The 26,757-nt window shown below is 72.7% G+C and carries 22 protein-coding genes; 10 read left to right on the top strand and 12 right to left on the bottom strand.

From position 1 onward, the window contains the following. Nucleotides 1-25 precede the first annotated feature (25 nt). Complete coding sequence (locus tag GUY60_RS11170; protein WP_161696464.1) at nucleotides 26-1,591, bottom strand: class I adenylate-forming enzyme family protein; 1,566 nt, start codon at nucleotides 1,589-1,591, stop codon at nucleotides 26-28. 332 nt (nucleotides 1,592-1,923) lie between these two features. Between GUY60_RS11170 and GUY60_RS11165 the strand changes: the two genes are divergently transcribed. Both GUY60_RS11165 and GUY60_RS11160 read left to right on the top strand, forming a co-directional pair. Further along, nucleotides 1,924-2,238: a hypothetical protein gene (locus GUY60_RS11165; protein ID WP_161696462.1), complete on the top strand. Its 315-nt coding sequence runs from the start codon at nucleotides 1,924-1,926 to the stop codon at nucleotides 2,236-2,238. Further along, nucleotides 2,232-2,564, top strand: coding sequence for a hypothetical protein (locus tag GUY60_RS11160; protein WP_161696460.1), 333 nt, complete (start codon nucleotides 2,232-2,234; stop codon nucleotides 2,562-2,564). The genes GUY60_RS11165 and GUY60_RS11160 overlap by 7 nt, the downstream gene beginning before the upstream one ends. A gap of 68 nt (nucleotides 2,565-2,632) precedes the next feature. Here GUY60_RS11160 and GUY60_RS11155 read toward each other — a convergent pair whose 3' ends face one another. Next, complete coding sequence (locus GUY60_RS11155; protein WP_161696458.1) at nucleotides 2,633-3,232, bottom strand: hypothetical protein; 600 nt, start codon at nucleotides 3,230-3,232, stop codon at nucleotides 2,633-2,635. Between the two features lie 61 nt (nucleotides 3,233-3,293). Continuing rightward, nucleotides 3,294-3,944, bottom strand: a complete 651-nt coding sequence (locus tag GUY60_RS11150; RefSeq protein WP_161696456.1) for a hypothetical protein — start codon at nucleotides 3,942-3,944, stop codon at nucleotides 3,294-3,296. Between the two features lie 154 nt (nucleotides 3,945-4,098). Here GUY60_RS11150 and GUY60_RS11145 point away from each other — a divergent pair, with 154 nt between their 5' ends. The 4 genes from GUY60_RS11145 (at nucleotide 4,099) to GUY60_RS11130 (ending at nucleotide 7,670) form a co-directional block, all read left to right on the top strand. Continuing rightward, entirely contained in the window at nucleotides 4,099-5,376 is a 1,278-nt protein-coding gene (locus GUY60_RS11145; RefSeq protein WP_312866255.1) for a hypothetical protein, read from the top strand. Between the two features lie 29 nt (nucleotides 5,377-5,405). After that, complete coding sequence (locus GUY60_RS11140) at nucleotides 5,406-5,621, top strand: hypothetical protein (protein ID WP_161696454.1); 216 nt, start codon at nucleotides 5,406-5,408, stop codon at nucleotides 5,619-5,621. A gap of 68 nt (nucleotides 5,622-5,689) precedes the next feature. Next, a complete protein-coding gene (locus GUY60_RS11135) occupies nucleotides 5,690-6,394 on the top strand; it encodes a ribonuclease H family protein (protein WP_246234695.1) in 705 nt (234 codons plus the stop codon). A 175-nt stretch (nucleotides 6,395-6,569) separates the two neighbouring features. Continuing rightward, nucleotides 6,570-7,670, top strand: coding sequence for a chitinase (locus tag GUY60_RS11130; RefSeq protein ID WP_161696452.1), 1,101 nt, complete (start codon nucleotides 6,570-6,572; stop codon nucleotides 7,668-7,670). Nucleotides 7,671-7,696: 26 nt separating this feature from the next. Here GUY60_RS11130 and GUY60_RS11125 read toward each other — a convergent pair whose 3' ends face one another. Next, the gene (locus tag GUY60_RS11125) at nucleotides 7,697-11,425 is read right to left on the bottom strand and encodes a tetratricopeptide repeat protein (RefSeq protein WP_161696450.1); all 3,729 of its coding nucleotides are present in this window, start codon (nucleotides 11,423-11,425) and stop codon (nucleotides 7,697-7,699) included. A 179-nt stretch (nucleotides 11,426-11,604) separates the two neighbouring features. Between GUY60_RS11125 and GUY60_RS11120 the strand changes: the two genes are divergently transcribed. Beyond that, nucleotides 11,605-11,763, top strand: a complete 159-nt coding sequence (locus GUY60_RS11120) for a hypothetical protein (RefSeq protein WP_161696448.1) — start codon at nucleotides 11,605-11,607, stop codon at nucleotides 11,761-11,763. Nucleotides 11,764-11,809: 46 nt separating this feature from the next. Here GUY60_RS11120 and GUY60_RS11115 read toward each other — a convergent pair whose 3' ends face one another. The 5 genes from GUY60_RS11115 to GUY60_RS11095 form a co-directional block, all read right to left on the bottom strand. After that, complete coding sequence (locus tag GUY60_RS11115; RefSeq protein WP_161696446.1) at nucleotides 11,810-15,010, bottom strand: amidohydrolase family protein; 3,201 nt, start codon at nucleotides 15,008-15,010, stop codon at nucleotides 11,810-11,812. A gap of 295 nt (nucleotides 15,011-15,305) precedes the next feature. Next, complete coding sequence (locus GUY60_RS11110) at nucleotides 15,306-15,497, bottom strand: hypothetical protein (RefSeq protein WP_161696444.1); 192 nt, start codon at nucleotides 15,495-15,497, stop codon at nucleotides 15,306-15,308. A 105-nt stretch (nucleotides 15,498-15,602) separates the two neighbouring features. Further along, nucleotides 15,603-16,691, bottom strand: a complete 1,089-nt coding sequence (locus GUY60_RS11105; protein WP_161696442.1) for an alginate lyase family protein — start codon at nucleotides 16,689-16,691, stop codon at nucleotides 15,603-15,605. Nucleotides 16,692-16,754: 63 nt separating this feature from the next. Then, nucleotides 16,755-17,603: a hypothetical protein gene (locus GUY60_RS11100; RefSeq protein ID WP_161696440.1), complete on the bottom strand. Its 849-nt coding sequence runs from the start codon at nucleotides 17,601-17,603 to the stop codon at nucleotides 16,755-16,757. Nucleotides 17,604-17,771: 168 nt separating this feature from the next. Then, entirely contained in the window at nucleotides 17,772-18,680 is a 909-nt protein-coding gene (locus tag GUY60_RS11095) for a TetR/AcrR family transcriptional regulator C-terminal domain-containing protein (RefSeq protein WP_161696438.1), read from the bottom strand. Between the two features lie 116 nt (nucleotides 18,681-18,796). On the opposite strand from GUY60_RS11095, the gene GUY60_RS11090 reads away from it, so the two are divergent. Together GUY60_RS11090 and GUY60_RS11085 are read left to right on the top strand one after the other, a co-directional pair. Beyond that, a complete protein-coding gene (locus GUY60_RS11090) occupies nucleotides 18,797-20,359 on the top strand; it encodes an MFS transporter (protein ID WP_161696436.1) in 1,563 nt (520 codons plus the stop codon). Between the two features lie 169 nt (nucleotides 20,360-20,528). After that, the gene (locus tag GUY60_RS11085; protein ID WP_161696434.1) at nucleotides 20,529-21,320 is read left to right on the top strand and encodes a bestrophin-like domain; all 792 of its coding nucleotides are present in this window, start codon (nucleotides 20,529-20,531) and stop codon (nucleotides 21,318-21,320) included. Between the two features lie 64 nt (nucleotides 21,321-21,384). On the opposite strand, the gene GUY60_RS38205 is transcribed toward GUY60_RS11085, so the two are convergent. Genes GUY60_RS38205 through GUY60_RS11070 form a run of 3 tightly spaced genes read right to left on the bottom strand, consistent with a single transcriptional unit; the run spans nucleotide 21,385 to nucleotide 25,784 of the window. Beyond that, nucleotides 21,385-22,995 carry a nickel transporter gene (locus GUY60_RS38205; protein ID WP_312866254.1) on the bottom strand — a complete coding sequence of 537 codons (1,611 nt, stop codon included), beginning with the start codon at nucleotides 22,993-22,995 and terminating at the stop codon, nucleotides 21,385-21,387. 6 nt (nucleotides 22,996-23,001) lie between these two features. Next, entirely contained in the window at nucleotides 23,002-24,261 is a 1,260-nt protein-coding gene (locus GUY60_RS11075) for a tetratricopeptide repeat protein (protein ID WP_246234691.1), read from the bottom strand. A gap of 59 nt (nucleotides 24,262-24,320) precedes the next feature. After that, entirely contained in the window at nucleotides 24,321-25,784 is a 1,464-nt protein-coding gene (locus tag GUY60_RS11070) for a DUF4331 domain-containing protein (RefSeq protein WP_246234688.1), read from the bottom strand. Nucleotides 25,785-26,264: 480 nt separating this feature from the next. Here GUY60_RS11070 and GUY60_RS11065 point away from each other — a divergent pair. After that, the coding region (locus tag GUY60_RS11065) for a hypothetical protein (RefSeq protein WP_161696428.1) at nucleotides 26,265-26,757 on the top strand (493 nt) is incomplete at its 3' end.

Raw genomic sequence — 26,757 nt, 5'->3', positions numbered from 1 at the left:
TCGGGAAGGGGCGGGGTGGGGAAATTCACCGGGCCCGGGTGCTCATTTCACGCAACGCCTTGCGGTCCAGCTTGCCCACGCTGGTCAGCGGCAACTGCCCCACCACCCGAACCTCCCGCGGATACTTGTGCGCCGCCAGACGCTCACGGGCGTACGCCACCAACTCCTCGGCCGGCACGTCCCGCCCGCCGCGCAGCATCACGAACGCCACGACCTCCTCGCCGAGCCGCCCGTCCGGCCGGCCCACGACCCCGGCCGCCGCCACCTCCGGGTGGGTGACAAGCACGTCCTCGACATCGCGCGGAAAGACGTTGAACCCGCCGCGCAGGATCAGGTCCTTCTTGCGGTCCACCACATACAGGAAGCCGTCCTCGTCGAACCGCCCGATGTCGCCGGTGTGCAGCCACGCGTCCCGCACTGTCCGCCCGGTCAGCTCCGGGGCCCGCCAGTAGCCGCCCATCACGCCCGCCGAGCGCACACAGATCTCCCCGGCGCCGCCCACCGGGACCGTCGCGCCCGCGTCGTCGCGGATCTCGATGTCGTAGCCCGGCAACGGCTCCCCGACGGACCCCGGCCGCACTCGTCCGGGCCGGGTCGTGGCGATCACCGCACCGGACTCCGTACAGCCGTAGCCCTCCAGGATCCGGCTGCTCGGCACCCGCCGCTCCCACTCGGCACGCACCTCGCCCGGCAGCGGCGCGGCCCCGCAGCTGATGTGCCGCAGCTCGCTGAGGTCGGCCCCGTCGAGCGGCTGGGCGAGCAGCATCTGCACCATGCTGGGCACCAGGGTCGTCCGGTGCACCCGGTGTTTCTGCGCGAGGTCCAGCCATTCGGCCGGGTCGAACCACCGCTGCAGCACGGCCAGTTGGGGTTCGAGCGCGTGCCAGCCGATCAACGTCACGATCAGCCCGTACGCATGGGACAGCGGCAGCGGGATCAACGTACGGTTCAGGCCTTCGTCCTCGCCGCTGTCGTGCGCCACCGAGTGCGCGCTCCGCGAGCAGGAGTACAGGTTGCCGTGGCTGAGCATCACGCCTTTGGCGCGGCCGGTCGTCCCGCCCGTGTAGAGCAGCGCCGCCAGGTCCGCGCCGTCGCGCGGCACGATCGGTCCCGGGTCCGCCGCCTCGACTTCCGCGAACGACCGCACGGTCACCGTCGGCGGCAGCGGCGGCACCGCGCCCTCCGTGTCGTCCACGACCACCACGTGCCGCAGTTCAGGGGCGGCGGGCGCGGCGCCCGCGACCGTCGGCAGCAGCTCGGGGCTGGTGACGAGCACGGCGGCCCCGGAGTCGGCCAGGATGTGCCCGAGCTCGTCCGGGCTGACCAGGAACATCACCGGCGTCACCACACCGCCGGCCCGCCAGATCCCCTGGTACGCCAACCCCACCTCGGGACAGTTCGCCATCAGTACGACGACCCGGTCACCCGGCGCGACTCCGAGCCGGGTGAGGCCTGCGCCGACCCGTGTGGCCCGCTCGTACAGCGGCCCGGAGCGGTACGCCCGGCCGCCGTACACCAGCGACTCGTGATCGCCGAGGCGTTCTGCGGCGGACTCGGCGAGCACGGCGAGGTGAGGGGAGCGAGAGAGCATCGTGGGAACCCGCCTTCCGCGAGGGAGCGTTCCTGACACCGCGTCATGGTCGCGCAACTCGCCCGGACAGTCGAGGAGTTGGCGCGACGGGCTTGCATGCCCTGCCGGGAGGCGCCCGCACCGCCGCTCCTGCCCCCGCCCGCACCCGAGGCCGCGCACCACGGCAACCACACCGAAGCAGACGTGACCGCGGCCCAGCTCCGAACGGCTGGAGCGCGTGCCCCGTTCGGCTGGTCCTGTGCATCGCTGTGCGCCATGACCCGACCGGCACGGGCAAGACGCGGACGCACGCGTGCCGGCGTTCAGCTCGGCGCGGTGCCCCTGGAGGAAGCATGACCAGAACCTTGAAGTCCCTCGCCCGCCTCGGGCGATCGCGGTACCTGAAGTTCGCCCGGGTCGGGCTTGTCAGCGCGGCCCTGCTGGTCCCGGGCACGACCAACGCATCCGCCGCCGAGCTGCCGGCCGAGGCCAGGACCGTCCTGGAACACATCAAGGCCACCGGCACACTGTCGGACAGCGATCGCGCCACACTGCGCAAGTATCCGGAGGCGGCGAACATGGTCGTCGATCCGGCGGCCGGCACGACGCGTTTCCGGACGGTGGCCGACCCCGCGAGGGCGCGAGGCGTCAAGGGCCAGCAGTGCTGATTTCCGAGGGTGAGCATCACGCGAAGACCGCGCTCGGATTCACGTACTACAAGTTCTTCCACCGCGCCGACTGGTGCTCGGACGGGCAGAACGTACTCGGCGTGCACTACCGCGAACATCGGCTCGACAAAGTGAGCTCCCACGCGGTGTGGAAGGGCCTGACGGAGAACTCCGTCACCCCGTCCCCGGCGCGCGACGTCCGCTCCCGCATGAGGGGACATTTCGAGAACTGCACCCCCATCGGCTGTATCAGCGATACCCATCCCTGGGTCGAACTCAACCTTCGGGGCGACGGCTTCTGGTCTCCCGCGTCGGGCGAGAACTGATCCACTGCTGTCCGGCACCTGCCGTTCGGATCTGGTCTGATCCGAACGGCAGGCCCTGGACTCCCGGCTCAGCGAACGCGGTGCAGCGTCACGAAGTCGAAGCCACCGGGGCGGGCCAGTACGCCGGGCAGCGACGGGTCGTCGTGCACCACCCAGGCCTGCCGGCCAAGCTCGTCCGACCACGGCACGCGCCGCCGCCAGGTACGCGCGGCGAGCAGCCGCTGCCCCTTCGAGACCGCACCGTCCCCGGCGTCCTCGGCACCCTCGGCGTCCTCCTCGGAACCCACCTGGACCTGCACCGGGATCCCGACCGGCACCTTCGCGTCCGGCACGCGCACCGCCGTACAGGTGCGCCACGGGCCGGACTTGAGGACCCGCGAGACGGCGAGCAGCCACTGCAGCTTGCGCGCCGGACCGAGCAGCAGGAAGGCCGTGATCATGGAGAGGAAGGACGCGACACCGGTCACGAGCTGAGCCCCGTCCCGGTCCGGCCCCACGATCGCCGTGCCCAGACAGGCGAGCCATATCGCCGCCCGGATCAGGAGGTTGGTCAGGGTGACCCGGAAACTCTTCGACCACAGCTGCTGGGTCGCCGGGTCGTCGAAGGCGTGCTTGGCCAGGGGGAGGGGGACGGCGGACTTCACGTACTGCTCCTTTGCGCACTTCATCGGGTTGTTCGTACTCGTACAGGTGGCGTGCTGCCGGCGTATGTAGCGGAGGGGCGGTGCGTCAGCCGCGCAGGCCCGCTCCGAGGGAGGCGAGGCCCGCGCGCCTGGCCCGTGCCATCCGCTCCCGGTCGCGGGCGATGGCCCGGTACTCCTCGGGCGGCGTGCGGCTGCCGCGCTCCAGGGTCATCAGCTCCTTGCCGCCCGGTTCGGCGATGACACCGCCGAGCTCGGGGTCACCGGCGAACCAGGCACCCTGTTCCATCGCGCCCGTCCAGCGCTTGCGCTGCAGCGGGTTGATCGCCCGCATCGCCTTCGACCAGTCCCCGTCCGGCTCGACCCGCAGCTGTACGGGGAGCGCCATCACGTCCCGCACACCGGGGCACGGGCGGACGGCCGGGCGGTACTCCCACGGGTACGCGCGCAGCACCCGCCGGATCCGGCGCAGCCGCAGCACGGGGCCGAGGGAGTACAGGGCGGCGGCGAAGATGAACGGTGCCGCGACGACGCACACGAAGCCCGCGATCCGCATCCACATGGGCGGCGAGCCCGGCCGGTCGCCGAGCAGGCCCATCACGGTCACGGTGGCGAGCAGCAACAGCACGACCAGCGGCAGCATCGCCCCGGCCCGCAGCCGCGCCCGCTGCCAGTTGCGTCGCGTCGCGGCGTGGTCGAAGGCGCACTTGTCCGACGGGACCGGTACGGCGGATGGCATCTGAGGGCTCCTGCTTCGGGTGCTGCGAGTCTAGGACACGTGTCCGGCCCCGCTCCGACGGCAGTGACCCCTTGCTGTCCTGAGTTGTCCTGAGGGTGCGCATAGGATGCGTGCTTTGTTCGTTGTCGTCGGAAAGCAGCCAGGAGAGTCCCCTGTGACCGTAGCGATCGACCCCGCCACCTCGGATGACGCGCCCCTGCACCCGCAGCGGTCCGCCGCGGACACGGAGCCGCGCCCCGCAGACGGGACTGCCGGGACAGCCGGGCCCGACGCGCCCGCGGCGCAGGTCGTCGGGGACGCGGCGCTGATGGCCGGAGCGGAGTGGACCCCGGTGGCCGACGACGAGCCGAGCCCCGAGCCGGCCTCCGAGCCGACCTCCGAGCTGGACCAGGAGCTGGACGGCCAGGAAGCGGACGCCGAGTCCGTGGTTCCCGCCGAGGTCGACGAGCGGATCGCCCGCGACGCCCACGAGTTCGGCGCGTACGCCCGTACCGGCGGCTGGACCTTCGCCCTGAAGGTGGCCCGCAGCGTGCGGCCCGGCGGTCAGGGGGCGGGGGAGACGCCGAAGGTCTCCGCGAAGGCGTTCGGCGCGCTTGCGGGCTGCTCGCCGGAGCGCGTCATGCGCTTCTACAAGGCCTGGGACCTGGCGGCCGACGACGGGGTCGTCCCGCAGTTCGAGGCCCTGGCGCCGGGGGTGGACATCGAACTCCCGGACGCGGACGTCTGGCTGCAGTACTACGTGTCCCGCAACAGCGCCGGCTCCGTACGCGGCACCGCCATCAGCGCGGCCGCCGAGGCCGAGGGCATCCGCCCCACCAAGGCCCTGGAGGTCGCGGAGAACCCGACCGCGCTGCGCGCCGCGATCCTCGCCGACCCCTCCACCGCCCAGGCCGCGCGCGCCGCGCTGCTCGACCGGATCAAGGAGGACCCGGCGCTGCAGACCGAGCTGGCCCGCGACATCGCGCGTACCGACGTGCTGAAGAAGGCCGTGGCCGAGGAGGCGAAGGCGGCGGACCGGATCGGCTTCGTCCGGCAGATCGCCGAGCAGGGCGAGTTGAAGACCCCCGCGGGCGAGAAGCTGGCGGCCCCCGCCGACCTGCGCGAGGAGGCCGAGCGCCACCTGTCGCTGCTCGACGAGCTCGACGGCGACGAGGAGTCCGGCGAGTGGGCGACGGAGGCGTACGACACCGTCAAGAACCTGGCCACCGAAGCGGTGCAGGAGGCCGTCGCGCGCGACCCCGAACTGCGGGTGCGGGAACGGCGATCGAAGTTCTACAGCAGCCTCGACAAGGCCACGAAGGTCTTCGAGGAACTCACCCTCGACGACGCCGACGACATCTACGAGGACGACATGGTGCAGCGCCTCGAAGACCTGCAGGAGGCCATCGGCGCCTGTATCGAGGCCCTGCGCAAGGCGGCCGACGGTCAGTGACCGCGCGCGGTACGGGGCACACTGGGGGCATGTCGTCGTCCCCGCGCCGGGCCTGCCCGGAGTGTGCCCGTGAAATCGCCGTCGTGGCGGGCCGGTTGTCCCGCCACGACCCGCCCGCCGGTACGGGCGCCATCGGCCTGGTCTCCTGCCCCGGCTCGAAGCGCCGCGTCGCCCTCGACAGCGGACAGCGCACCCTCGACGGGTACGCGGTACCGGACTTCCCCGGCCAGCTTCCGCTGTTCTGAGCCGGGCCGGTCCGCGCTCCTCGTTCGGACCGGTCCGCGCCGCGCTCCGGGCCTGGCATGATCGAGGGATGTCTGAACGCATGATCGCGGCCTGTGACGGAGCCGCGAAGATCAATCCTGGTCCGGCCGCCTGGGCGTGGGTGCTCGCCGACCCGGCGGGCACCCCGCAGCGCTGGGAGGCGGGCCCGCTCGGTCACAACACCAACAACGTCGCCGAACTCTCCGCGCTCGCCGAGCTGTTGGAGGCCACCGACCCGGCCGTGCCGCTGGAGATCCGGATGGACTCGCAGTACGCGATGAACGCGGTCACCAAGTGGATCGCGGGCTGGAAGCGCAACGGCTGGCTGACCGCGTCGAAGAAGCCGGTCGCCAACAAGGACCTCGTCGTCCGGATCGACGCGCTGCTCGACGGGCGCGACGTGAAGTTCGTGCACGTCCTCGCGCACCAGGTCGACGGCGACCCGCTGAACGCCATCGCCGACGCGGCAGCCAGCATCGCCGCGACCGAGCAGAAGCCGGCCGGTACCGCGCACGGCTCGGCGGCGTTCCCGGAGCCGAGCGCCGAGACCGAGGACAAGCCGCGCGCGGCCCGCCCGCGCAAGAAGGCGGCGGCCGGCCGGGCGCAGCGCACCGGTGGCGGGCCCGTGATCAAGGCCAAGTTCCCGGGGCGCTGCGAGCACTGCCAGTCCCGGTACGACGTGGGCGAGAAGATCACCAAGATCACGCGCGGCTGGGGTCACGAGGCCTGCCGGGAGGCGAGCCCCGCGAGCTGAGCCGCTCTCCGGCCGGGGTGGGGTCCGAGCCGTTCCGGCCGGGGCGGCGCTCCATCGGCGGCTGGTCTGGACCCATTGACGAATGGTCTGGACCAACTTACGTTGTCCGTGCTCACGCGTCTCTCAACTCTCCGGCGCCGCAGGCCGGTTGGCCGTGGCCGGAAGGGAGCACGGCATGTTCGCTCGGACAGCGCGCCTTCTGGGGGCCGCCCTCGGCCTCCTCGTCGCCGCACAACTCCCCGCGGCCGCGACACCGGCCGCCACACCGGCCGCGACACCGGTCGCCACATCGGCCGCGGCACCGCCCGCCGCGCAGGACGAGGTGTGCGCGGTGAAACCCAGACCCACGGGCAAGGTGCTCCAGGGCTACTGGGAGAACTGGGACGGCGCCGCCAACGGTGTGCACCCGCCGTTCGGCTGGACCCCGATCACCGACTCCCGGATCGGTCAGCACGGCTACAACGTCCTCAACACCGCGTTCCCCGTGATCCGTTCGGACGGCACCGTCCTCTGGGAGGACGGCATGGACGCCACCGTGAAGGTCGCCACCCCGGCCGAGATGTGCGCGGCCAAGGCGGACGGCGCGACCATCCTCATGTCCATCGGCGGAGCCGCCGCGGGCATCGACCTCAACTCGGCCAGTGTGGCCGACCGGTTCGTCGAGACGATCGTGCCGATCCTGAAGAAGTACAACTTCGACGGCATCGACATCGACATCGAGACCGGCCTCACCGGCAGCGGCGACATCGGCCAACTCTCCGCCTCCCAGGCCAACTTGATCCGCATCATCGACGGAGTCCTGGACCGCATGCCGCCGGACTTCGGCCTCACCATGGCCCCCGAGACCGCCTACGTCACCGGCGGCAGCGTCACGTACGGCTCGATCTGGGGCGCGTACCTGCCCGTCATCAAGAAGTACGCGGACAACGGCCGGCTGTGGTGGCTCAACATGCAGTACTACAACGGCTCCATGTACGGCTGCTCCGGCGACTCCTACGCCGCGGGCACCGTCGAGGGCTTCGTCGCCCAGACCGACTGCCTCGACAAGGGCCTCGTCGTCCAGGGCACCACCATCAAGGTGCCTTACGACAAGCAGGTCCCCGGCCTGCCCGCTCAGCCCGGCGCGGGCGGCGGCCACCTGCCGCCCGACCAGGTCGCCCAGGCCTGGCGGCACTACGGCGGCGCGCTCAAGGGCCTGATGACCTGGTCCCTCAACTGGGACGGCTCGAAGGGCTGGACGTTCGGCGACAACGTCAAGGCGCTGCAAGGGCGTTGACATGCCAGGGGCCGTCCCGCAGCCCGTCACGGGGCGCCGGGCGGCCCCGCCTCCCACGGCTCGGCGACGGCGCCGCCCGGCTCCCAGCCGTAGCGCTCGAGCCGGTCCGCGGACTCGGGACGGCCCGCCGCCCTGAGCAGTTCCACGGCGCTGTGCAGCGCGAACACGGTGCCCGCCTCCGCCGCCCGGTAGTACCAGGCCAGCGCCTCGTCCGTACGGCCCGCGCGCTGCAGCAGCTCACTGCCCTGCCGCAGCGCGCCGGTGTCCCCGGCCTCCGCCGCCCGCTCGTACCACTCGAGGGCCTCCTCGGTCCGGCCCGCCTCCTGTGACAGCTCCGCCGCCCAGCGCAGCGCGAACGTGTCACCGGTCTCCGCGACCCTGCGGTACGTGGCCAGCGCCTCCTGCGGGCGCCCCGACTCCCTGAGCAGGTCACCCACGAGGGAGAGCACGAACTCGGCGCCGTCCGCGGCCCGTTCACGCAGCCAGCCGATCACCTCGTCGTGCTGCCCGGCCTCGCGCATCAGATGGGCCGCCTGCCAGAGCGCGTCGACGTCGCCCTGCTCCGCCGCACGCCGGTACCAGAGCACAGCCCGGTCCAGGTCGCCCGCCGCGTGCAGCGCGTACGCCGCCTGCCACAGCGCCTCCGTGTCCCCGGCCGCGCCGGCCCGCTCGTACCACTGGAGCGCTTCGTCGACCCGGCCCGCCTCGTACAGCAGGGTCGCGCCCTGGCCGAGCGCGCTGGTCTCACCGGCCTTTGCCGCCCGCTCGTACCACTGGAGCGCCTCGTGTGTGCGGCCCAGGTCCTGCAACAGGAACGCGGCCTGCCACAGGGCGCCCATGTCGCCCGCGGCGGCGGCCCGGTCGTACCAGAGCAGCGCCTCCTCGGTGCGGCCCTCCTCGTTCAGGAGCGAGGCCGCACGCGACCACGCGTCGACGTCGCCCGCCTCGGCCCACGCCCCGAGCCGGTCGACCGCCTCCTCGAACCGGCCCGCGCCGCGCAGCAGTTCGATGATCTCCTCCGAGGCGTCCTGCTGACCGGCCTCGTCCGCCCGCTCGTACCAGCGCAGCGCCTCCTCGAACCGGCCCGCGCGCCGCAACAGGTCACCGGCCTGAAGGAGCGCCGAGGCCCGGCCCGCCGCCGCGGCGTTCTGGTAGCAGTCCAGGGCCTCCCGGGTGCGGCCCACCTCTTCGAGGAGCGACGCGGCCTGCCACAACGAGGCCAGGTCGTCGCCCGCCGCCCAGCCGCGCAACACGTCGATCGCCTCGTCCGCCCGCCCCGCGTCGAGCAGCAGATCGGCCGTACGCCGCCGGGCGCTCGGATCGCCCTCGGCCGCCGAGTCCCGCAGCACATCGAGCGCCCTGTCTGTACGGCCGCACTCCACCAGGAGGTCCACGAGCGGGCGCCGGGCCCGGTCGAAGCCCTCCGCGTACCACCGCTCAAGGCGCGTGATCGCCGCGTCGTCGGGCCCGGTGTCGCGCAGCAGGCCGACGGCGCGCAGCAGCGCCGACTCGTGCCCGGCCTCGGCCCGTTCACGCAGCGACTCAAGGGCCTCGTCCACCCGGCCCGTGTCGCACAGCAGCCGGATCCGCTCGTCGAAGGCGAACCCGTCGCCCGTACCGGCCCGGTCCCGCAGCCAGGCCAAAGCCTCCTCGGTGCGCTCCGTGCCGCGCAGCAGCGAGACGGTCTGCACCACCGCGTCGGTGTCCCCGGTGTCCGCCGCGCGCCGGAACCACGCCAACGCCTCGTCGACCGCCCCGTCCTGGCGCAGCAGCGCCGCGGCCCGGCGCATGGCGTCGATGTCCCCGGCCTCGGCGGCCTGCCGGTACCAGTGCAGCGCGTCCTGGGTGTCGCCCGCCGTGTGCCGCTCGTACGCGATCCGGCGCATCGCCGCGATGTCCCCGGCCCCGGCGCGGCGGTGCAGCCACGCCGCCGCGTCGGCGCCGCGACCGGCCTCGCGCAGCAGATCGAGGGTCTGCTGCAGCGCCTCCGCGTCCCCCGTCTCGGCGGCCTGCTGGTACCAGCCGATCGCCTCGTCCGTACGGCCTGCCTCCCGCAGCAGCGCCGTGGTCTGCCGCAGCGCGAACGCGTCCCCGGCCTCCGCCGCCCGCTGGTACCAGCCGATCGCCTCGTCGTTCCGCCCGGAGTCCCGCAGCACCTTCGCCGCCTGCAGCAGCGCAAGCGCGTCCCCGCGTGCCCCCGCCACCGCGAACGCGCGTACCGCCAGGCGCTTGAAGCCGCGCAACTGTGCCGAGCGGGCGATGTCGACATGCCCGCCGGAGGCGTGCTCGACCAGCGCGTGCCACAGCTGCGCGGGCGGCCCGACCGCGCGACGGCTGGTGCGGCCCTCCTGCTCCAGGTAGTCGGCCAGGACGTAGTGCGGCTGTGCCGGGTACGGGTCGCCGGGGCGCGGCCGGATCCGGGTGAGCGGGCCGCGCGCGCCATGGCACGGGGACGCCGTGTACGCGAGGGCCTGTTCGAGCCAGTCCTCGCCGAGGGTGTCCCACTGGCCGTCGGTGAGGTACCCGGGGGCGGCCGTCTCCAACAGGGCGTGCGGCAGGGCCCGGTCGTGCCCGAGGCGGCGCGCGTCCATCGCCGTGTCGATCAGGGCACGGGCGGGCGGCGGCGCCACCCGGTAGCGGTCCCGCAGGGACGGGGCGCCGGCCAGGTACTGCGTGATCTGCCCCTGGTCGGCCTCTGCCACGGCACGCGCGAGCCTCGGGTCGGCGTCGGCGAGGTCGCGCAGCGCACGCAGCGTCGGACCGGTGAACGTGCCGGGCACCGGGACGACGGTGCCGCTCAACAGGGCGCGGGCCTGCGGGTGCCGGTCGGGCACCCCGGACGTGGGCGAGTCGGTGAGGCTCGCCCAGTACTCAGGCCACATGGTGCCGAGGACCAGGACGGGGGCGCGGTTCGGGTCGGCGAGCAGCCCGCGCAGGCCCGCGGCGACGCGTTCCCCGACGGCGTCGGCGGGGGTCAGCAGATAGTGCTGTGTCTCGTTCAGCCACACGACGGTGCGCGGCGCGACCTCGCTCAGGCCGCGCAGCAGCGACTCCGGGCGGTCCGGTGCGAGCGGATGCCACAGCCGCCAGCCGGGCGGCAGCGCCTGGATCGCCTCCCAGCATGCCCGGGTCTTGCCCGAGGAGGACTCCCCGACCAGGACGAGGAAGGAGCTGATGCCGTCCGCCGCGCTCCGGATCCCCTCCCGCAGCCGGGCGTCGTGCGTACGTTCCACGTACGCCGGAAGCAGCGGCAGCCGGTCCGAGCCCGCCACGGGGTCCACCTCGATCGCCCGGTGCACCTCGAGGGAGTACGGATCGACGAACTCGTGGACGGGCCGTCCCGCCACGGACCCGCCGGGCCCGACGGGTTCCGCGTCAGCGCCGGGCCCGGACTCCCGTACCGGACCGGGGAGTTGACCGGCATGCGGCAGTACGGCGGCGCCCGCCTTGGCCTCGGCGCCCTGCTCCGCCGCCATCAGCGCCGACCAGTGACGCGGCTTCGGCGCTTGTACGCCCGCCCAGCGGGCGAGCACCCCGGCCACCTCCAGAAGCCCATCGAAGTTACGGGGCGTGTGCTTGCGGTTGAACCAGTCGCTGATCGTCTTCACCGAGACGCCGGACTCCTGGGCGAGCCTGCTCTGCACCAGGCGCAGGCCATGCTCCGCGAGCCGGTCCTCGGCGTGCCGGCGCAGGCGGTCCAGCTCGTCGAGCACCGGCGAGCTGCGGACCTGACCGCGTTCCGGCCCCGATGACATCGACCCTCCCTCGCCCCGCCGGTTTCCGACTCGGAATTCCGACTCCTCTCCTGACGTGCAGGTTACGCAGTCGGAATCCGAACTGCTCCGAGATGGCTGGGACTTGATCCCGTACGCCCCTTCACTGAGGTGTGTCGGCCGGCGCCGCGCCGGTCGCACAGGAACAGGAAGGCGGCACCATGAACACCCCGCGCGAGCACAGGACCGGCGGACCGCGTCAGCACCACATGGGGCGCCGCCTGACCCGCGCCGCCCTGTTCGGCGCGGTCAGAGGCGCCGCCATGACTGCGGGTTCGGCGGCCATGGGCCTCCTGGTGTGGTGGCTGCGCTCGCACTGAGACCCACGAACCGGCCGCGACCGGACCCCCGGACCGGCGTCCGCGCTCAGTGGTCGATGTCGCAGCAGCTCCCGTGCCGCAACCGGTGCCCGACTTCGCGCCAGTGCCCGGCCGTCCCGGCCCGTGCGCTCGTGCCGGGGGCGGGGAAGGAGTCGACCAACTCCCGTTGTGTGTACGGCACTCCGCCCCGCAGTACCGACTCGGTCCGCACCAGCGAGTCGAAGTCGGTGAACGGGTCGCCGTCCACCACCACCAGGTCCGCGCACCGCCCCACTTCGAGCGTGCCCAGGTCCCGTTCCGCGCCGAAGACCCGCGCGGGCAGCACCGTCGCCGTACGCAGCGCCTCGGCGGGGGAGAGCCCGAAGCGGTGCAGGGCGCGCAGGGCGAGGTGGAGGTGCAGGCCGACCGCGACCAGGGGCTGGTCGGTGCCGAGCGCGACCAGGCCGCCGCCGGACAGGATGCGGTGGTAGACCTCCACCTCCCCGCGAACCGTGGCGAGTTGGGCCTCGCTCGGCGGCTTCGCGGCCGCCGCGGTGACCGTCGCCACGTCCCACGGCGGCATCAGACGGGTCACCCGCTCGTCGCGCGCGAGCGCCGGATCTGCGCCGACGAGCGGCCCGGCCGTGAAGGGGGTCGCCACCAGATGGAAACCGCCGTGCGTGTAGATCTCCGTGACGTCCTGCGCGGACCGCCCGCCCGCCGTGAGCGAACGGCCGGACTCCTGGCGCTGGGTGGCCTGCAGATGGGTCGTCAGATCCTGGCCGAGCTGCATCCCCGGCGAAAGGAGATGGCTGCCCGCGCGCACCCCGAGCTCCTCGTGCGCGAACCGCGCCGCCTCCGCCATCACCCAACCCGGCGCCCGTACATACGTCTTGACGAAGTCCCAGTCGAGTGCCGCCCCCCGGCGCAGCGAACGCGCGAGCCCCGCACGGGAGTTGTGCGCCCGCGCCATTCCGTACGAGGGCCGGGCGCCGTCGAGCAGCTCCCCGGTGGTGAGCAGCCGTGGCCCGGCCAGCTCACCCGCCGCGATCGCCTCCCGCAGCCGCGCCTGCTCGTACGCGAAGCCGCCGAAGGACGCCGCCGTGGTGATCCCGTACGCGAGTTGCAGCGCCGTCTGCCGACCGCCGTACGTGGCCTGCCACGGGTGGGTGTGCGCGTCCCACAGGCCCGGCAGCACCGTCCGCCCGGAGGCGTCGACGCGGCGCAGCGCGGGCCGTCCGGAACGGTGTGGCTCGACCGCCGTGACGCGCCCGCCGCGCACCACCAGGTCGACGTCCTCGCGCACCGTGCTGTCGTCGCCGCTGCCGTCCCACAGACGCCCTGCGTGCACGACCGTGTCCGCGGGCGTGGGGCGCCGGTGGTCGAACGGGACGCGGACCGTGCGGGGTTCACCGTCGGCGAGGTCCACGAGGCGCAGCCGGCCCGCCGACTGGTACAGGATCCGGCGGCCGTCCGCCGACCACGACGGGTGGTCGGCCGGCTCGTCGCTGACCATCCGGGGCGTGCCGTCCGGCGTGCCGTCGGCCGTCACCGGAAGAAGCCACAGCGCCGACTCGGCGACCACCGCGAAGTGCCGCCCGTCCGGCGACCACACCGGGCCGCTGCCGTACCGGTCGGACAGCGACTGGTGCGGGGCGATCGTGTGCAGCCGCGAGGAGCCGTTCCGCACGTCGACGATCCGGACCGCGTTGTAGCCCTCCCGGAAGCGCTGGTTGAGCCGGGCCAGATCGCAGAGCGCCACGTACCGGCCGTCCGGCGACCAGCTGGGCCGCCCCGGCGCGCCGCCCGCCCCGAGCGGCGCCGCCACCTTCCGTTCTTCGCCGGAGTCCAGGTCGAGGACCATCAGGTTGTACGCCATGTCGAGCGTCGCGAGCCGCCGCCCGTCGGGGGAGAGCGCGGGGTGCACCCGGCCGCCCCGCACGAGCACCTCCTCCTCGCCGGTGCGCAGGTCGCGGCGGCGCACCGCGTGCAGCCCGTCCCGGTCGTCGGAGTACAGCAACGCGCGGCCGTCCGGGGACCAGGCGGGTGCCAGCGGGTAGCGGGTGACCGGGGACCGCACGATGCGGCGGGGCGCCCTGCCGCCCGAAGTGTCCGCCAGCCACAGGGAGTTGAGCGCCGCGAAAGCCACCTGGCGGCCGTCGGGCGAGAGCGCGGGCAGATGCAGCGCCCGCACCGGACGGGTGCCGCCCGGCTCCACGTCGTACCGCTTCACGCGGTAGTGGGGCCGGTCGACGCGTCGCTCGCCGCGGAACGGGATCTCCTCGTACGCGTCCGGCGCCGTCGGCCGGACGAGCCGGAAGTGGCCGTCGACGGTGACAAGCAGCGTGTCGCGGGAAGTCCAGCGCGGCGGCACCGCGTGCACATCGCCGCGCACCGCGACGGGCGCGCCGTCCACGACGAGCGTGCACGAACCGTTCGGCGCCGCGGTGGTGCGCAGTAGCGCGAGCGTCCCGGCCGGGGAGAGCGCGGGCGCGAGGAGTTGGGTGCCGGGCAGCTCCTCCGTGTACGCGGAGGTGACGGGGCCGGTGCCGTCGGCGCGTACCGACGCGACGGTGCGCGCGTCCAGGCCCGCCGCGTCCGGGAGCACCCGGGCCCGCACGAACAGCACGCGCTCGCCGTCCGGCGACCAGGTCGGGTCGAAGTCCTCCCAACGGCCGTCCTGGTGCGGCCCGTTCTGGCCCGGCACCCCGGTCAGCCGGGTCAGCTTCCCGGAGGCGAGTTCGAGGATCCAGATCCGGTACGGGCTGCCCGCCACCGGGTCGCCGCCGCGCTCGGAGGCGAACGCGAGCCGCTCGCCGTCCGGTGACCAGGCCGGGCCGCGGTCGTCCCACGGGCCCTCGGTGCGCTGTGTGAGCTCCGAGCCGTCCGGCCGCATCGTCCAGAGGTGGAACCCGCCGCCCTGGTACGCGCACACCGCGAGCAGGCTCCCGTCGGGCGCGAACACCGGCCTGGTGGGCTCCAGTTCGACCGGCGTCAACGGTTTCGCGGTGCCGCCCGCGCGCGGCACCGACCAGAGCACGCCCTGCACTTCGGCGACCACGGCACCGGACGGCGCGACGGTCGCGGCGCCGTTGGTGGCGGCGGTGAACACGTAGCCCACCTCGCGCGAGGCCGTGGCCGCCGCGGCGGGCCTGGGCAGCGTGACGGTCCCGGCGAGCGCGGCGGCCGCGGCGGTGCCTTGCAGGAACCGGCGCCGGGAGACGTCCGCCGGGGTTCTCGGGGCCTGGGGTGCGTCCGCGAAGTCCAAGGGTCCTCCTGTGGAATGCGCGCACCGCGAGGGCCGAGCGCGCCGGGGATCGAACACGGGCCGAGCACACCTGCGCGAGCTTGATCGCGGGTGCCGGCCGAGTCTGCCCAGGCGTACGTGCCTGACGGAACATCACGTTGAGCCGAAGCGGTCCCTACCACCGGCGATTTCCAGCCGATCGGCGCAATCGGCGAGGCGGGGTGTGACGGTCACTCACCCTGGCGCGTGCACCCCGGCCGCACGTTCAACTCAGGCCGTACGGCGGCCCGTTGACCCCGAGCGAGGGGAGACGCCCCTAGGAGGCGGCGCCCGCGGAAGGCGCATCCGTGCCCGTACCACCCGGCGCGTCCCGGCGGCCGTCGTACCACTCCCGTACCAGCGCGTCGTAGATCGGAGTGACCGACGACGGCCGCGCCCGGTCGTCGTGGCGCGGTGCGCCGAGGGCGGTCGGGGCGGGTGCGGTGCGGGTGTCAGCTGCTGTGGTCACCGCGGCACCGTACGGCATAACCCCTGCTCAGGGCTGTGATCGAACTCTCTCCGGGGCCGATCCGGGGGCGGGTCCGGGGGCGAACCTGAACCCGGTCGCCGACCGTCAGCCCGTACTGTCCGCGTGCGTCAGCGTCTCCCAGGCCACGAACAGGTCGTCCGTGCCCGCCGGGCGCATCCGGTGGACGAGCCGGTGCGCCTGCGGGACCGGCACGTCGAGCCGGTCGCGGATCTCGCCGTACAGGTCGACGCCCTGGTGCCAGGCCGTCTCCGCGATGTGCGCGGTCGCGGCGAGCGCGTACCCGATGTGCTTGAAGTTGCGGCAGGTCTCCTGAGCGATCCCGTCGGGGAAGCGGGACTGCCCGAACCAGTAGCCGACGAGCTCCGCCCGGGAGCCGATGTCCGTGTCCGGCGGCGGCTTCGGCAGCGGCCCGTCGCTGTGCAGATAGAAGTACGCGGGCACCCGCTTCCGGAACCGCTGCACCGCCTCGTCGAACGCCTCGTGGTCGTCGAGGAACACGGCGATCCCGAGCGCCGCGTCCGCCATCGTCAGGTCCCAGTTCCCGTTGAACTCGGCCTTCCCGCCCGCGACTTCGGGCAGATACACCTGGCGCAGCATGCGGGCGAAACGCTCGGCCCGCGCCTTCGGCCAGCCCTCGTACGTGGCCCGGACGATCTCCCCGGTACGCGCCCACGTCGAGCCCGCCCAGGCCGTCTGGAGCCCGGCGTTGCCCTCGGTGTGGTCGGTGATCTCCGCCGACCAGCTGTCCATGATCTCGGTCGCCTTGACCGCGTGCGCCACGTCCCCGGTCACGTACCACAGGAGCGCCTGCGTGTACGCGGCAACGGCGTCCTCACGCTCCTCGACACAGCCGTGTCCCGGCCGGGTGTCGGGCGGGCACTCCACGACGCGCTCCGGCCGCGCCTGATAGCCGTCGTCGGCGTACCTGCTGCGCGCCATCGCCCTGTACGCGCCGGTCCACGGCTCGTCACCGGCCGCGACCCGCTGCTTCGCCAGGTCGAGCTGGGCCCGGTCCACCAGGACACCGGGATGCCGGAAGTCCCGGCCCGGCGGCCTGATCCGTACGGGTGTACGGGGCGCCGCGGCGGAGCACGACACGAGCAGGACGAGCAGGGGGGCGAGTAACGCCGCGCACGCCTGCGTGGCCGCCGTACGGTGTCCGGTCACCGCCATCACCTCCGGGACGCTGAAGGCCTCAGGGTGCGCCCGTACGCGGGACCCGGCAACGCGAGCGGATCAGTGCCAGGCCTCGGGGGCGAATGCCGAAAGGAGGGTGTCGACGCGCAGCCGCAGATCCGGGAACTGGGCACCGGCCACGACGACGGAGACCACCTCGCCGTCGCCGCCGGGGGAGTGCGCCACCCGGAGCTCGATGGCCTGCGTGGTGCCGCTCAGGGAGTGCGTGAACCAGCCGCCCGGGTGGTCCGTGCCGTCCGTTCCCGCCAGACCCCGCGCGACCACGTCCGCGTCCGCCCCGTCCAGGTCACCGTGCACGTACATGGTCAGCAGCTGCACGAACGCCTCCAGGTGCGCCCGTTGGATCGTCCCCTCCATGTCGTGCAGCGCCGGGTCCGACGCCTCGTCCAGCGGGGCGTGCGCGCGTACACCCGCGCTCACCGCGTGCTTGTCGTCGCCCCTCAGCCGCAGGTGCGCCGACAGGTCGAGCCGGCGGCACGCGTTCTCCGGGTCGTACGCCGCCTCCGGCAACTGCGGGACGCGTTTGCGGCCGGTCTCGTCGAGGACGTACGGCACTTCGAACGCCCTGTCCCAGCGCTCGGTCTCGGGCGCGAAGCGGGCCTCGGCCGCCGCCGCGTCCACGCCCAGATACGCGGCGATCTCCTCCCACGAACTGCCGCGCTCACGCTCGTACACCACGGCGGCGGCCAGGAGTTGACCGGCGAGCCCGGCCAGGGACTTGGCCTCGCTGACGCGGCCGCCCGGTCCCGTGTACGCGTCGTACCGCGTGACCGCCAGGTTGTCGGCCGTCCTGGCGAGGGCGACGGAACGGTCGCTGAGCACAAGGCGCGCCAGACCGGACCGGGAGAACCGGCCGCGGTCTTCGTCGTACGGAGTCGTCTCGTTCACACCGCACAGCGTTCCACAGCCCGCGCGGGCACACCGCCGACCGCCAACGCATCGGTGCCATGGGCGAGTTCGCGCGTTCCGTCGGCCGTCGTACCCGGGCCGCGCATCCCCGGGGCCGTACCGGCCGCGGCCCGGACGTGACGAACTCCAGGTGCGAGCTCAGTAGTTCTAGCCTCCGGTTCGCCCGATGAGTGACTCGACTCCGTCCAGCAGCCGCGCGAGCCCGAACTCGAAGAGAGTGTCGAGTTCGAGGTCGAACTCCCCTTGGTCGAAAAGCGTGGACAGGACCGGATAGGACCCAGCGGTCTGGATCGTCTCCATCCGCGGTTCGTTGGAGGCCATCCACTCCTCGGGTGTCATGCCGGTGTCCTGCCGCGCTTGCGACTCCAGCTCGACGGCCGCCGCGATGCCCTGCGCGTACCCGAGAAGCGCGAGGTGGACGTGGATCATCTGGGTCGGTGTCAGCCCCAGGCCGTTCAGGGCACTGAGGACCCGCTCGGTATAGCGCATCGCGTGGGGCGAGGCCATTGGCCGGGTGAGGCCGGCCATGGCTCGTGCCAGCCAGGGATGGCGCTGGTACAGGCCCCACAGCCAGCGTGCCTCCCGTTCCAGTCGCGCGCGCCAGCCGGGCGGTCGCGACCCCGGTGGTTCTCCGTTGAACGCCGTCTCCGACATGAGCCGTACGAGCTCGCCCTTGCTCGGGACGTGGCGGTAGAGCGCCATCGTGGAGACGCCGAACTCGGTCGCGACTCGGCGCATGGAGAGCGCGGCGAGCCCTTCGGCGTCGACGAGAGCGATCGCGGCGCGGATGACGCGATCCCGGGTGAGTCCGTGGTGGGGAGTCAAGGGCCGTTCTCGTCCTGACTCGGCGACCACGGTGCCGACGCCGGGCACGGCCCGCACCAGACCCTCCTGCTTCAGGGTGGCGAGCACCTTCGTCGCGGTCGCCATGGCGACGCCCCACTCCTGGGTGATGCTCCGGGTGGAAGGGACGCGGGCACCGGGCTCAAGCTCGCCCGAGTCGATACGCCGACGGATGGCGCCAGCGATGCGGAGATAGGGCGGTTCGATAGCCATGACCGCACTGTACTAGTGCACTCGTAGGGCATTCAGGCTGCTCAAAACCGAGAATTGGCGGAGTGCACTAGGTATCTGTTTGCGGCGTACGCCACGCTCCCGGTTCCCTGCCGCTCATGGAGAACACACCCAACCCCCGCGCGGGGCGCAAGGAATGGACCGCCCTCGGCGTCCTGATGCTGCCCCTGCTCCTCGTCTCGATGGACGTCTCGGTCCTGTACTTCGCGATTCCCTACGTCAGCCAGGACCTGGAACCCGGCGCGACGCAGCAGCTGTGGATCCTCGACATGTACGGCTTCGTCCTCGCCGGGCTGCTCATCACGATGGGTGCGCTCGGCGACCGGATCGGCCGGCGCACGCTGGTACTCGCGGGAGCGGTGGTCTTCGGAGCGGCCTCGGTCGCCGCCGCGTACGCGCACACCGCTGAACTGCTCATCGCCATGCGCGCGTTGCTGGGTCTCGGCGGCGCCGCTTTGATGCCCTCGACCCTCGCCCTGATCCGCAACCTCTTCCACGATGAGAAACAGCGCGGCAAGGCGGTGACCCTGTGGACCGCCGTCATGACGACGGGCATTTCACTGGGGCCCGTGGTCAGCGGTCTGCTGCTGGAGCACTTCTGGTGGGGCGCGGTCTTCCTGATCAACCTGCCCGCGATGGTGCTGCTGCTCGTGCTGGTGCCGTTCCTGGTGCCGGAGTTCAAGTCAGCGAAGCGCGAGCGCTTCGACCTGCTGAGCGCGGTGCTGTCCCTCGGCGCTGTGCTCCTGGTCATCTACGGCATCAAGCAGTGGGCCCGGCACGGGTACGAGCCCCTGCCCGCCCTCGCCATCAGCGTGGGGCTCGTGCTCGGCCTCGTCTTCGTACGCCGCCAGAAGCACCTCGCGCATCCGATGATCGACGTCGGCCTGCTCGGCCGGCGCACCTTCGGCGGCCCGGTGTTCGCCAACCTCCTCGCGATGTTCGCCACGGTCGGGATGGCCGTCTTCCTCACCCAGTATCTGCAGTCCGTCCTCGGCCTGAGCCCGTTCAGCGCCGCGCTGTGGAGCCTGGTACCGGCCGCCGGAGTGGCCATCATGGCCCCGGCCGGAGCTGCGCTCGCACAGCGCATGGACCGTGCGTACGTCATGGGCGGCGGCTTCCTCCTCTCCGCCTGCGGGTTCCTCTGGCTGACCCAGGTGCGCACTGAATCGGCACTCTGGTTCACCCTCGCCGGCGCCTCCCTGTACGCGGGCGGCCTGGTCGCCGCCATGACCCTCGCCAACGAACTCGCCCTCGGCGCGGCCCCGCCGGAGCGCGCGGGATCAGCCGCGGCCGTGCTGGAGTCGGGCCAGGAGCTCGGCGGAGCGCTGGGCATGGCGATCCTCGGGTCCATCGGGGCAGCGGTGTACACCCGCGACATGACCGGAGCACTGCCCTCGGGAGTACCGCAGGCCGAAGCCGTCCGCGAAACGCTGGGCGGTGCGACGGCCGCCGCGGGCCGGCTGCCGGACGGGACCGCAGATGCCGTACTGGCGGCCGCGCGTGACGCGTTCACGCGCGGGATGAGCTTCGCAGCCGTAGGCGCGGCCGTCGTCATGGCCGGTGCCGCCCTCTTGTCGTTCACATGGCTGAGGGGCGCAGGCAGAACGACGCGCACGACGGGATCATCTGCCGACCCGCAGCCCGCGACCCTCGCGTCGTGATGGCCGCGCCCTTTCCCGGTGCCGTCAGGCAACACCCGCGAATACGAAGAGTGTTGAACGGTCACCGTACGTAACATCGATTGTGCCTGTTGATCATCAAGGCGCAACCGCCGGACGGAAGAATCCTCGGGCGGAACAGCAGGTCGCGCCACCCCTACCCGGGAGAAGCATGACCGTCACGATTGTCGTCATCGCGGCCTCGTTCGCCGTAGGCCTGCTGGCCAACCGGCTGTTGAGCCGCCGGATGCTGGGCGACGAGGCCGAACCACTGACCGTGAAGGACCTGACGGGGCCGCTGCAGACACTCGCCGTCCTGGTCCTGGCCTTTGTGCTCGTGATGGCCGCGGACTCCTTCGGCGCGGCCGAGGAAGCGGCCCGCAACGAGGCCGCGGCGGTTGAGCAGATGTTCGAGGTGGCCGAGTTCGTGCCGGAGGGCGTGCGGGAGCGCCCGCAGGCGGTGGCGGTCTGTTACGCGCGCTCGGTGATCCACCAGGAGTGGCCGACGATGAAGGACGGTCACCACTCGCCGGTGCCGGACGAGTGGGCCAACCAGTTCGGCGCCTCGTTGAAGCCACTGAGGAACACCACGGAGTTCCCGATGCTCCTGGCGGCGGACGACGACCGCTCCAAGGCGCGGCGGGACCGGCTCTCCCAGTCCACTCCGGCGATCCCGGACGTCATGTACTGGTTCATGCTGGTCACCCTGGCGCTCACCGTGATCGCGGTCGCCTTCATCCTGCCGACCCGACGAGCCGGTGCGGAGATCGCCACCCTCGCGGTCTTCACCGCGCTGCTCACCGCGTCCCTGCTCGTCATCCACGATGTCGACCGGCCCTACCGGGGCGTGATCAACGTGGACTCCGTCTCCATGAGCGTGACGCTCGACGACATCGCCAAGGACTTCGTGGCCACTTACGGTGCGGGCAAGGTCCCCTGCGACGAACAGGGCCTGCCGGCTTGAGAGTTGGGCGTCGGGGGACGGGTGTCAGGTGCCCCCGCACCCGTCACCGTCACCCGACGCCCCGTCACATCGGCAGCAGGCTGCGCACCGTGAGACCGAGGCCGACCGTCAGCACCACCAGAGCCGTCAACAGGCTCCCGTACGGGGTGAATCGGCGCAGCCGCGGCAGATGGCGCTCGCCCACAGTGGCGAGCCGACTGCCGCCGCCGGCGAGCAGTACTCCGGCCGAGGTGAGCGTGGCGGCCATGCCCAGGCCGTAGCCGAGTACGAGCAGTACGCCGAACGTCGTCCTGCTGAGCGCGACGGCGCCGAGCAGGACGACGAGCGCCGAAGGGCTCGGCACCAGGCCGCCCGCGAGGCCGACACCCAGGAGCGACGGCAACCCGAAGGAACGGCGCCGGGCGGCGGGCTCGGCGCCGTGGCTGTGCTCGTGGTCGTGCTGGTGCTCGTCGCCATGGTCGTGGTGATGGTGCCCGTGACCGTGATGGTGGCCGTGGCCGTGGCCGTGGCCGTGCCCATGATGGTGGCCGTGGCTCCACAGTGATCCCCTGCCCCCGCCCCCGCCGCGCAGCGCCCGTACCGCCGTGAGCGCGAGCAGCGTGCCGATGGCCGCGATCACCGCGCCGCTGACCGCGCCGAGCCAGCCGAGCAGGTGCTCGCCCACGAGCCCGCCGGACGTGGTCAGGACGAGGCCCACGATCAGAACTCCCGCCGTATGGGTGGCAGTTACCGTCGCGCCGACCGCGAGCGCGGCCCGTACCCCACCCTCGCGTCGCGCCAGGCACGCGGCGACGGCGAGCTTCGCGTGGCCCGGAAGCGCCGCGTGGCCGGCGCCGAGCAGCACCGTGAGCAGGACCGCCGACAGGCCCACGGGCAGGGTGAGGTCGCGGCCCGCGGTCAGGTCGGTGAGCTTGTCCTCGAGGCCGGGGAAGAGCACCGTGCCTTGGGGGAGTGCCGGGGCGGCCGCCGGACGGTCCGTGCCGTCCGCCGCGCCAGGACCCATCGCCGCGCCCGCCCCCGAACCGGGCGCGGGTTCGGTGCGGACGGCGGCGCGCACCGTGTCGAGCGGCTGCTCCCCGGCCGTGGCGGGATAGCGGCGCAGGCCGCCGCTCACGCTGGCCGCGGGGACCGAGGAGTCGACGAGCCGCACCCCGTTCCCGGATGCGGTGATCTCCTTCCAGCCGGTACGCGCCGGGTCGGCGGCTGAGCGGAAGGAGAGCGCGGTCGGCCGGGCCAGGTCCGCGTCGGCGCGCAGTACACAGGTGAGCCGGGTGATGGGCAGACCGGCGGTGCCCTTGCGGTACTTGAGGGCGCTGCGCTCGACCCGCAGGGCGAGCGTCCGGCCGTCGGCCGAGATCCGGGTGTGCCGGGCGAGGCGGGCGCAGCGGTCGGCGGCTCGGGACGCTGTCTCCGCCGCCGAGATCCGTCCGTCGCGGTCGGTGTCAGTCGTCCCGTGGTCCTGTGCGGTGGGGATCTCCGCACTGTCCACGACGGCCGTGTCCTCGACCCGGTCGGGCAACAGCCGCAGCCCATCGTAGTGGTTGAGGCTGAAGTTGCCCAAGGGGTGGGCGTGCGCGGCCGGAGCGGCGAACGCGACGGCCAGGACGGACAGAAGGGCGGCCAGAGCCGCCGAGACGGCCGACCGGAGCCGACCGTCACCTGGGTTTCTCTGCACGTGGAATCAGCTGCTTTCGGAGCCCTTGGCGAGCATGCGGGTCGCCCGGGGCGCGTGGACGGGGGAGAAGTGCCGGTTCAGGGCGAGGGCTTCGCGGAGGTGCCGGTCGGCCTCGGGCAGGCCGAGGGCCTTCTCGATCGCCCCGCGGTGGTACCGGAACAGCGCGCTGCGCATGCCGGTCGCGGCCGCCTTGCGGGCGTACCCGACGGCTTCGGCGTCCCGCCCGGCACGGTGCAGGGCCCAGGCGTACGCGTCCGCGGCGATGACGCCGCGGGTGTGCTTCCACTCCTCGCGCATCAGCCGCACCGCGACCTCCGGGTCCCCGTGATCCGCCGCGTACAGCGCGAGGTGCGGGTCGACCGGGCCGCCCGCCGCGCGCAACATCCGTACCTGCGCGTCCAGAGCGGCGCGCCAGCCGCGGACCTCGGCCTTGGTGGCCGCTCCGGCGTGCCGGTCGGACTCGCCCAACTCGACGGCCTCCAGGAGGAATTGAGGAACCGGAGTCCGCTGGATCAGCCGGTCGTAGTGGTCCAACGCCGCCTTGGTCCGGCCGTGCGCGCCGTGCCACCGGGCCAGACCCGCCAGGGCGTACGGATGGTCGGGAACGGCGGCGAGCGCACGGCTGAAGTGCCGCTGTGCGCCTGCCAGTTGCCCGGAGGACCAGGCCAGTTCGCCCAGCCTGTCCTCGGCGAACGCGGTCTCCTGCGGGGTGCCCGCGCTCTGGGCCGCGCGCCGCAGCGCGATCGCCGCGTCCTCGGTCCTGCCGTGCGTCTCCAGGTCGTACGCGGCCCTGGTGTACGCCGCGGAGCCCGGGTCGATGTCGAGCATCCGCTGGACCGCCTTCCGGGCGGCCGGGTAGTTGCCGAGCTGGATCTCGGCGTCGGCCAGTACGGCGTACCCGTCCGGGCGGTCCGGAGCAAGCCGTGTGCTGCGCAGCCCGTATGTACGGCCCTGCTCGAACTCGTGGCGGGCGTTGGCGAGTTTGCCCCGGCCGGTCACGGCCGCGTAGTTGCCCTCGTCGAGTTCGAGGGAGCGGCGCAGCGCCCGGTCGGCCGCGTCGAGGCGGCCGGCGTCCAGGGTGGTACGGGCCGTCTCGATCTCCGCGTCGGCCAGGCGGGCCCAGACCACCGGCTCCCCGGGGTACTGGCGGGCGTGCTTGCGCGCGGCTGTCACCTCGGACTCGGCCGCCCCCGGCGCCCCGGCCGCAGCCGGGGCGCCGGGGCGCGGGGCGGCGCCGTCGCTGCGGACGTCGGGCCCCAGGGACAACAGGCCCGCAACACACCCGGCGACAACCAGAGTTGCGCCCACGACGGCGCCGACCCGCCTCACAGGAGAGCGTTGGGGACGTTGAGGTACGGGAACGTGGACTTGGCGTCGGCCGGCTGCTGGTCGATGATCGGCTTGGGCAGCAGGCCTTCGGCCGAGCGGCCGCCGGGCTCACCCATGAGCATCCGGATCAGCGGGCCGTCGATGTTGTCGTTGATACGCCGCCCGTTGGGGAAGCCCTGCTTGTCCCCGGCGATCAGACCGTCGGGGTGCGGCGTCCCGGTGACGGGCGTGGTGAGGTTCAGGCGCAACTCCTCGGCGAGGGCGATGCGTCCGGCGTCGGCGTCCGCGTTCATGGTGTGGGTGTTGAGGTCGTAGCCGAACTTGGCGCCGTTGCTCGCGCCGATGCCCTTCAGGAACAGCGCCTGGATGTCGTTGCGCGGCGTCGCGGGCGCCGGGAAGTTCTGCGCCGCCGCGATCCGCCGGGTCGGTACGGGGTCGAGGCTGGTGGCGAGGAAGTCCTTCGCGTCCTGGTCCTCCCGCGGCGTGCGGTGCTGGAAGCGGTCCTCGGGCCCGTCGTCCCGCTGCATGCCGATGGTGGAGCCGTACAGGCCGAACGCGACGTGCGGGGTGCCCTGTCGGGAGACCTGGCGGTACGACGGCGCCTGCCCGGCGAGGCCGCGGCTCAGATCGGCGCCCGGCCGGGAGACGGTCGACCAGACCCCGACGACCGGGTTGCGCTTCGGGTCGCCTTTCAGGGCCACCTCGCTCTTGGGGACCTGCAGGACAAGGCTGTTGACGTTCATCTGCGACAGCGGGTTCGCGTCGGGCATCCACTTCGGTACGGGGCCCGCCGTGCCGAGGGTGTACAGGCCGAAGGCCTGGGTGTTGGCCTTGAACGCGTCGGCCGCCTGGGAGGCGAGGGTCTGGCCGCCGCCGGGGAGCTTCTCGACGGCCTGGTCGCGCAGCTTCCCGTAGTCGGGCATGAGGACCCGACCGGCGTGCGTGGGGGCCGCGGTCCCGTCGACCAGCTTCTCGGCCTTGCCCGCCCGCACGCGTTCCAGGGTGTACGTCTGGCGCACTCGCAGGGAACTGCTGCTGAGCGAAGTGACCGGCAGGGGGCCGACCTTCGGCAGCGGCGGGAACGCGGGCCGGTCGTCCTTCGTGCGGAAGGTCCAGCGGTACGTCGTGTCCGCCGTACCGTCGCCGTCGGCGTCCGTGTGGATCTCGTACCGGGCGCCGTCGGCGAACGGGAAGTCGACCACCGCGTTGGCCGCGGTCGCCGGCACCTGGAAGGGCCGCACGTTCGCGACGAGGGTGACGGTGTCGGTGTTGTCGGGGCTGGTGAAGGCGTACACGTCGGTGAGGTCGGCCGCGGTGTCCTTCACGGACGAGGGGGCGTCGACATGGCCGCCGGCGGTGCTGCTGCCGGTCAGCGGGCCGGAGAGGGCGGCGGCGGTCAGGGCACCACCGACGGCGAGAATAGCGATGCGTTGAGGGGACTTTCTGACAGTTCCGAGCATGAAGATCTCCATGACGCTAGGTGACGGGCTCTCCACCCTGGATCAAGCAAGATCACAAAGCGACTATGACGCGCCCGGCCGTGCGGGCGAATTTTCCGGTCCTGCTAACTGGGCTATTTCACAAGGCAGATGAGGTATTTCCGCGCTTCGGCGGGCACTTGTGGTGGCCGGTGACGGTCGCGGTGGCGGCCACTCTCATGATCATTTAGAGCTGTCCGAGGCATATGCCTACGCCATTTCGGTTACTTGACGTGACCGACATAGGCATCGCAAGTCTCGTACGTCTATGCATGAAGGGACGGGCGGTGAGGGGCTCACACGGCTCCCGCGGCGCCCGTCCCATCCCTCAGTCCGCAGCCCGGCAGCGGCAGTTGGGGCCTGTCCCACAGAGCCACGGCTCACAGAGTCGCGGCTACCAGTTCCCAGTTCCCGGTTCCCGGGCTCGCGGACTCACACCAGTCACAAGAAGGAAGGCTTCCCTTGCGTAAGTACGGACTCAGCCGCCTCACCGTCGTCGCCGCGGTGGCGGCGCTCGCCCTGCCTCTCGGTCTCGCGTCGGCCGGAGCGGCCGACCACCAGCAGGCGAACACCCCCAAGGCCGCCTCTGCCGTACCGTTCCCGGGCGCCTACATCTCGCCGTGGGGCAGTGCCGACGTCGCCCTCAGCCCGGAGGCCCTGCAGTGGATGGAGGCGTCGGGCATCACGCTGGAGGCGATCGCCCCCTTCAAGATGCACGCCGACGGCCGCGGCTTCAGCATGCCGATCGGCTCGACGGCCGGTGACCACCTCGACAGCCAGGGTCGCATCTACTACCCCGGCGGCCTCCAGTTCCACCACGCGGCATCGGGCAAGACCGTCAAGCTCATGCCGACCTGGATCCGCGTCATGCCCCGGCCCGGCTACTCCGCGGGTGTGGAGGTGAACGGCGAGAAGATCGCGGACGAGGTGCAGATCGGCGACACCAACTACGAGG

The organism is Streptomyces boluensis, from assembly GCF_009908195.1.
GTDB lineage: Bacteria > Actinomycetota > Actinomycetes > Streptomycetales > Streptomycetaceae > Streptomyces > Streptomyces boluensis.
The sequence above is the reverse complement of the archived record's forward strand: the minus strand, read 5'-3'. Positions and strand labels throughout refer to the sequence as shown.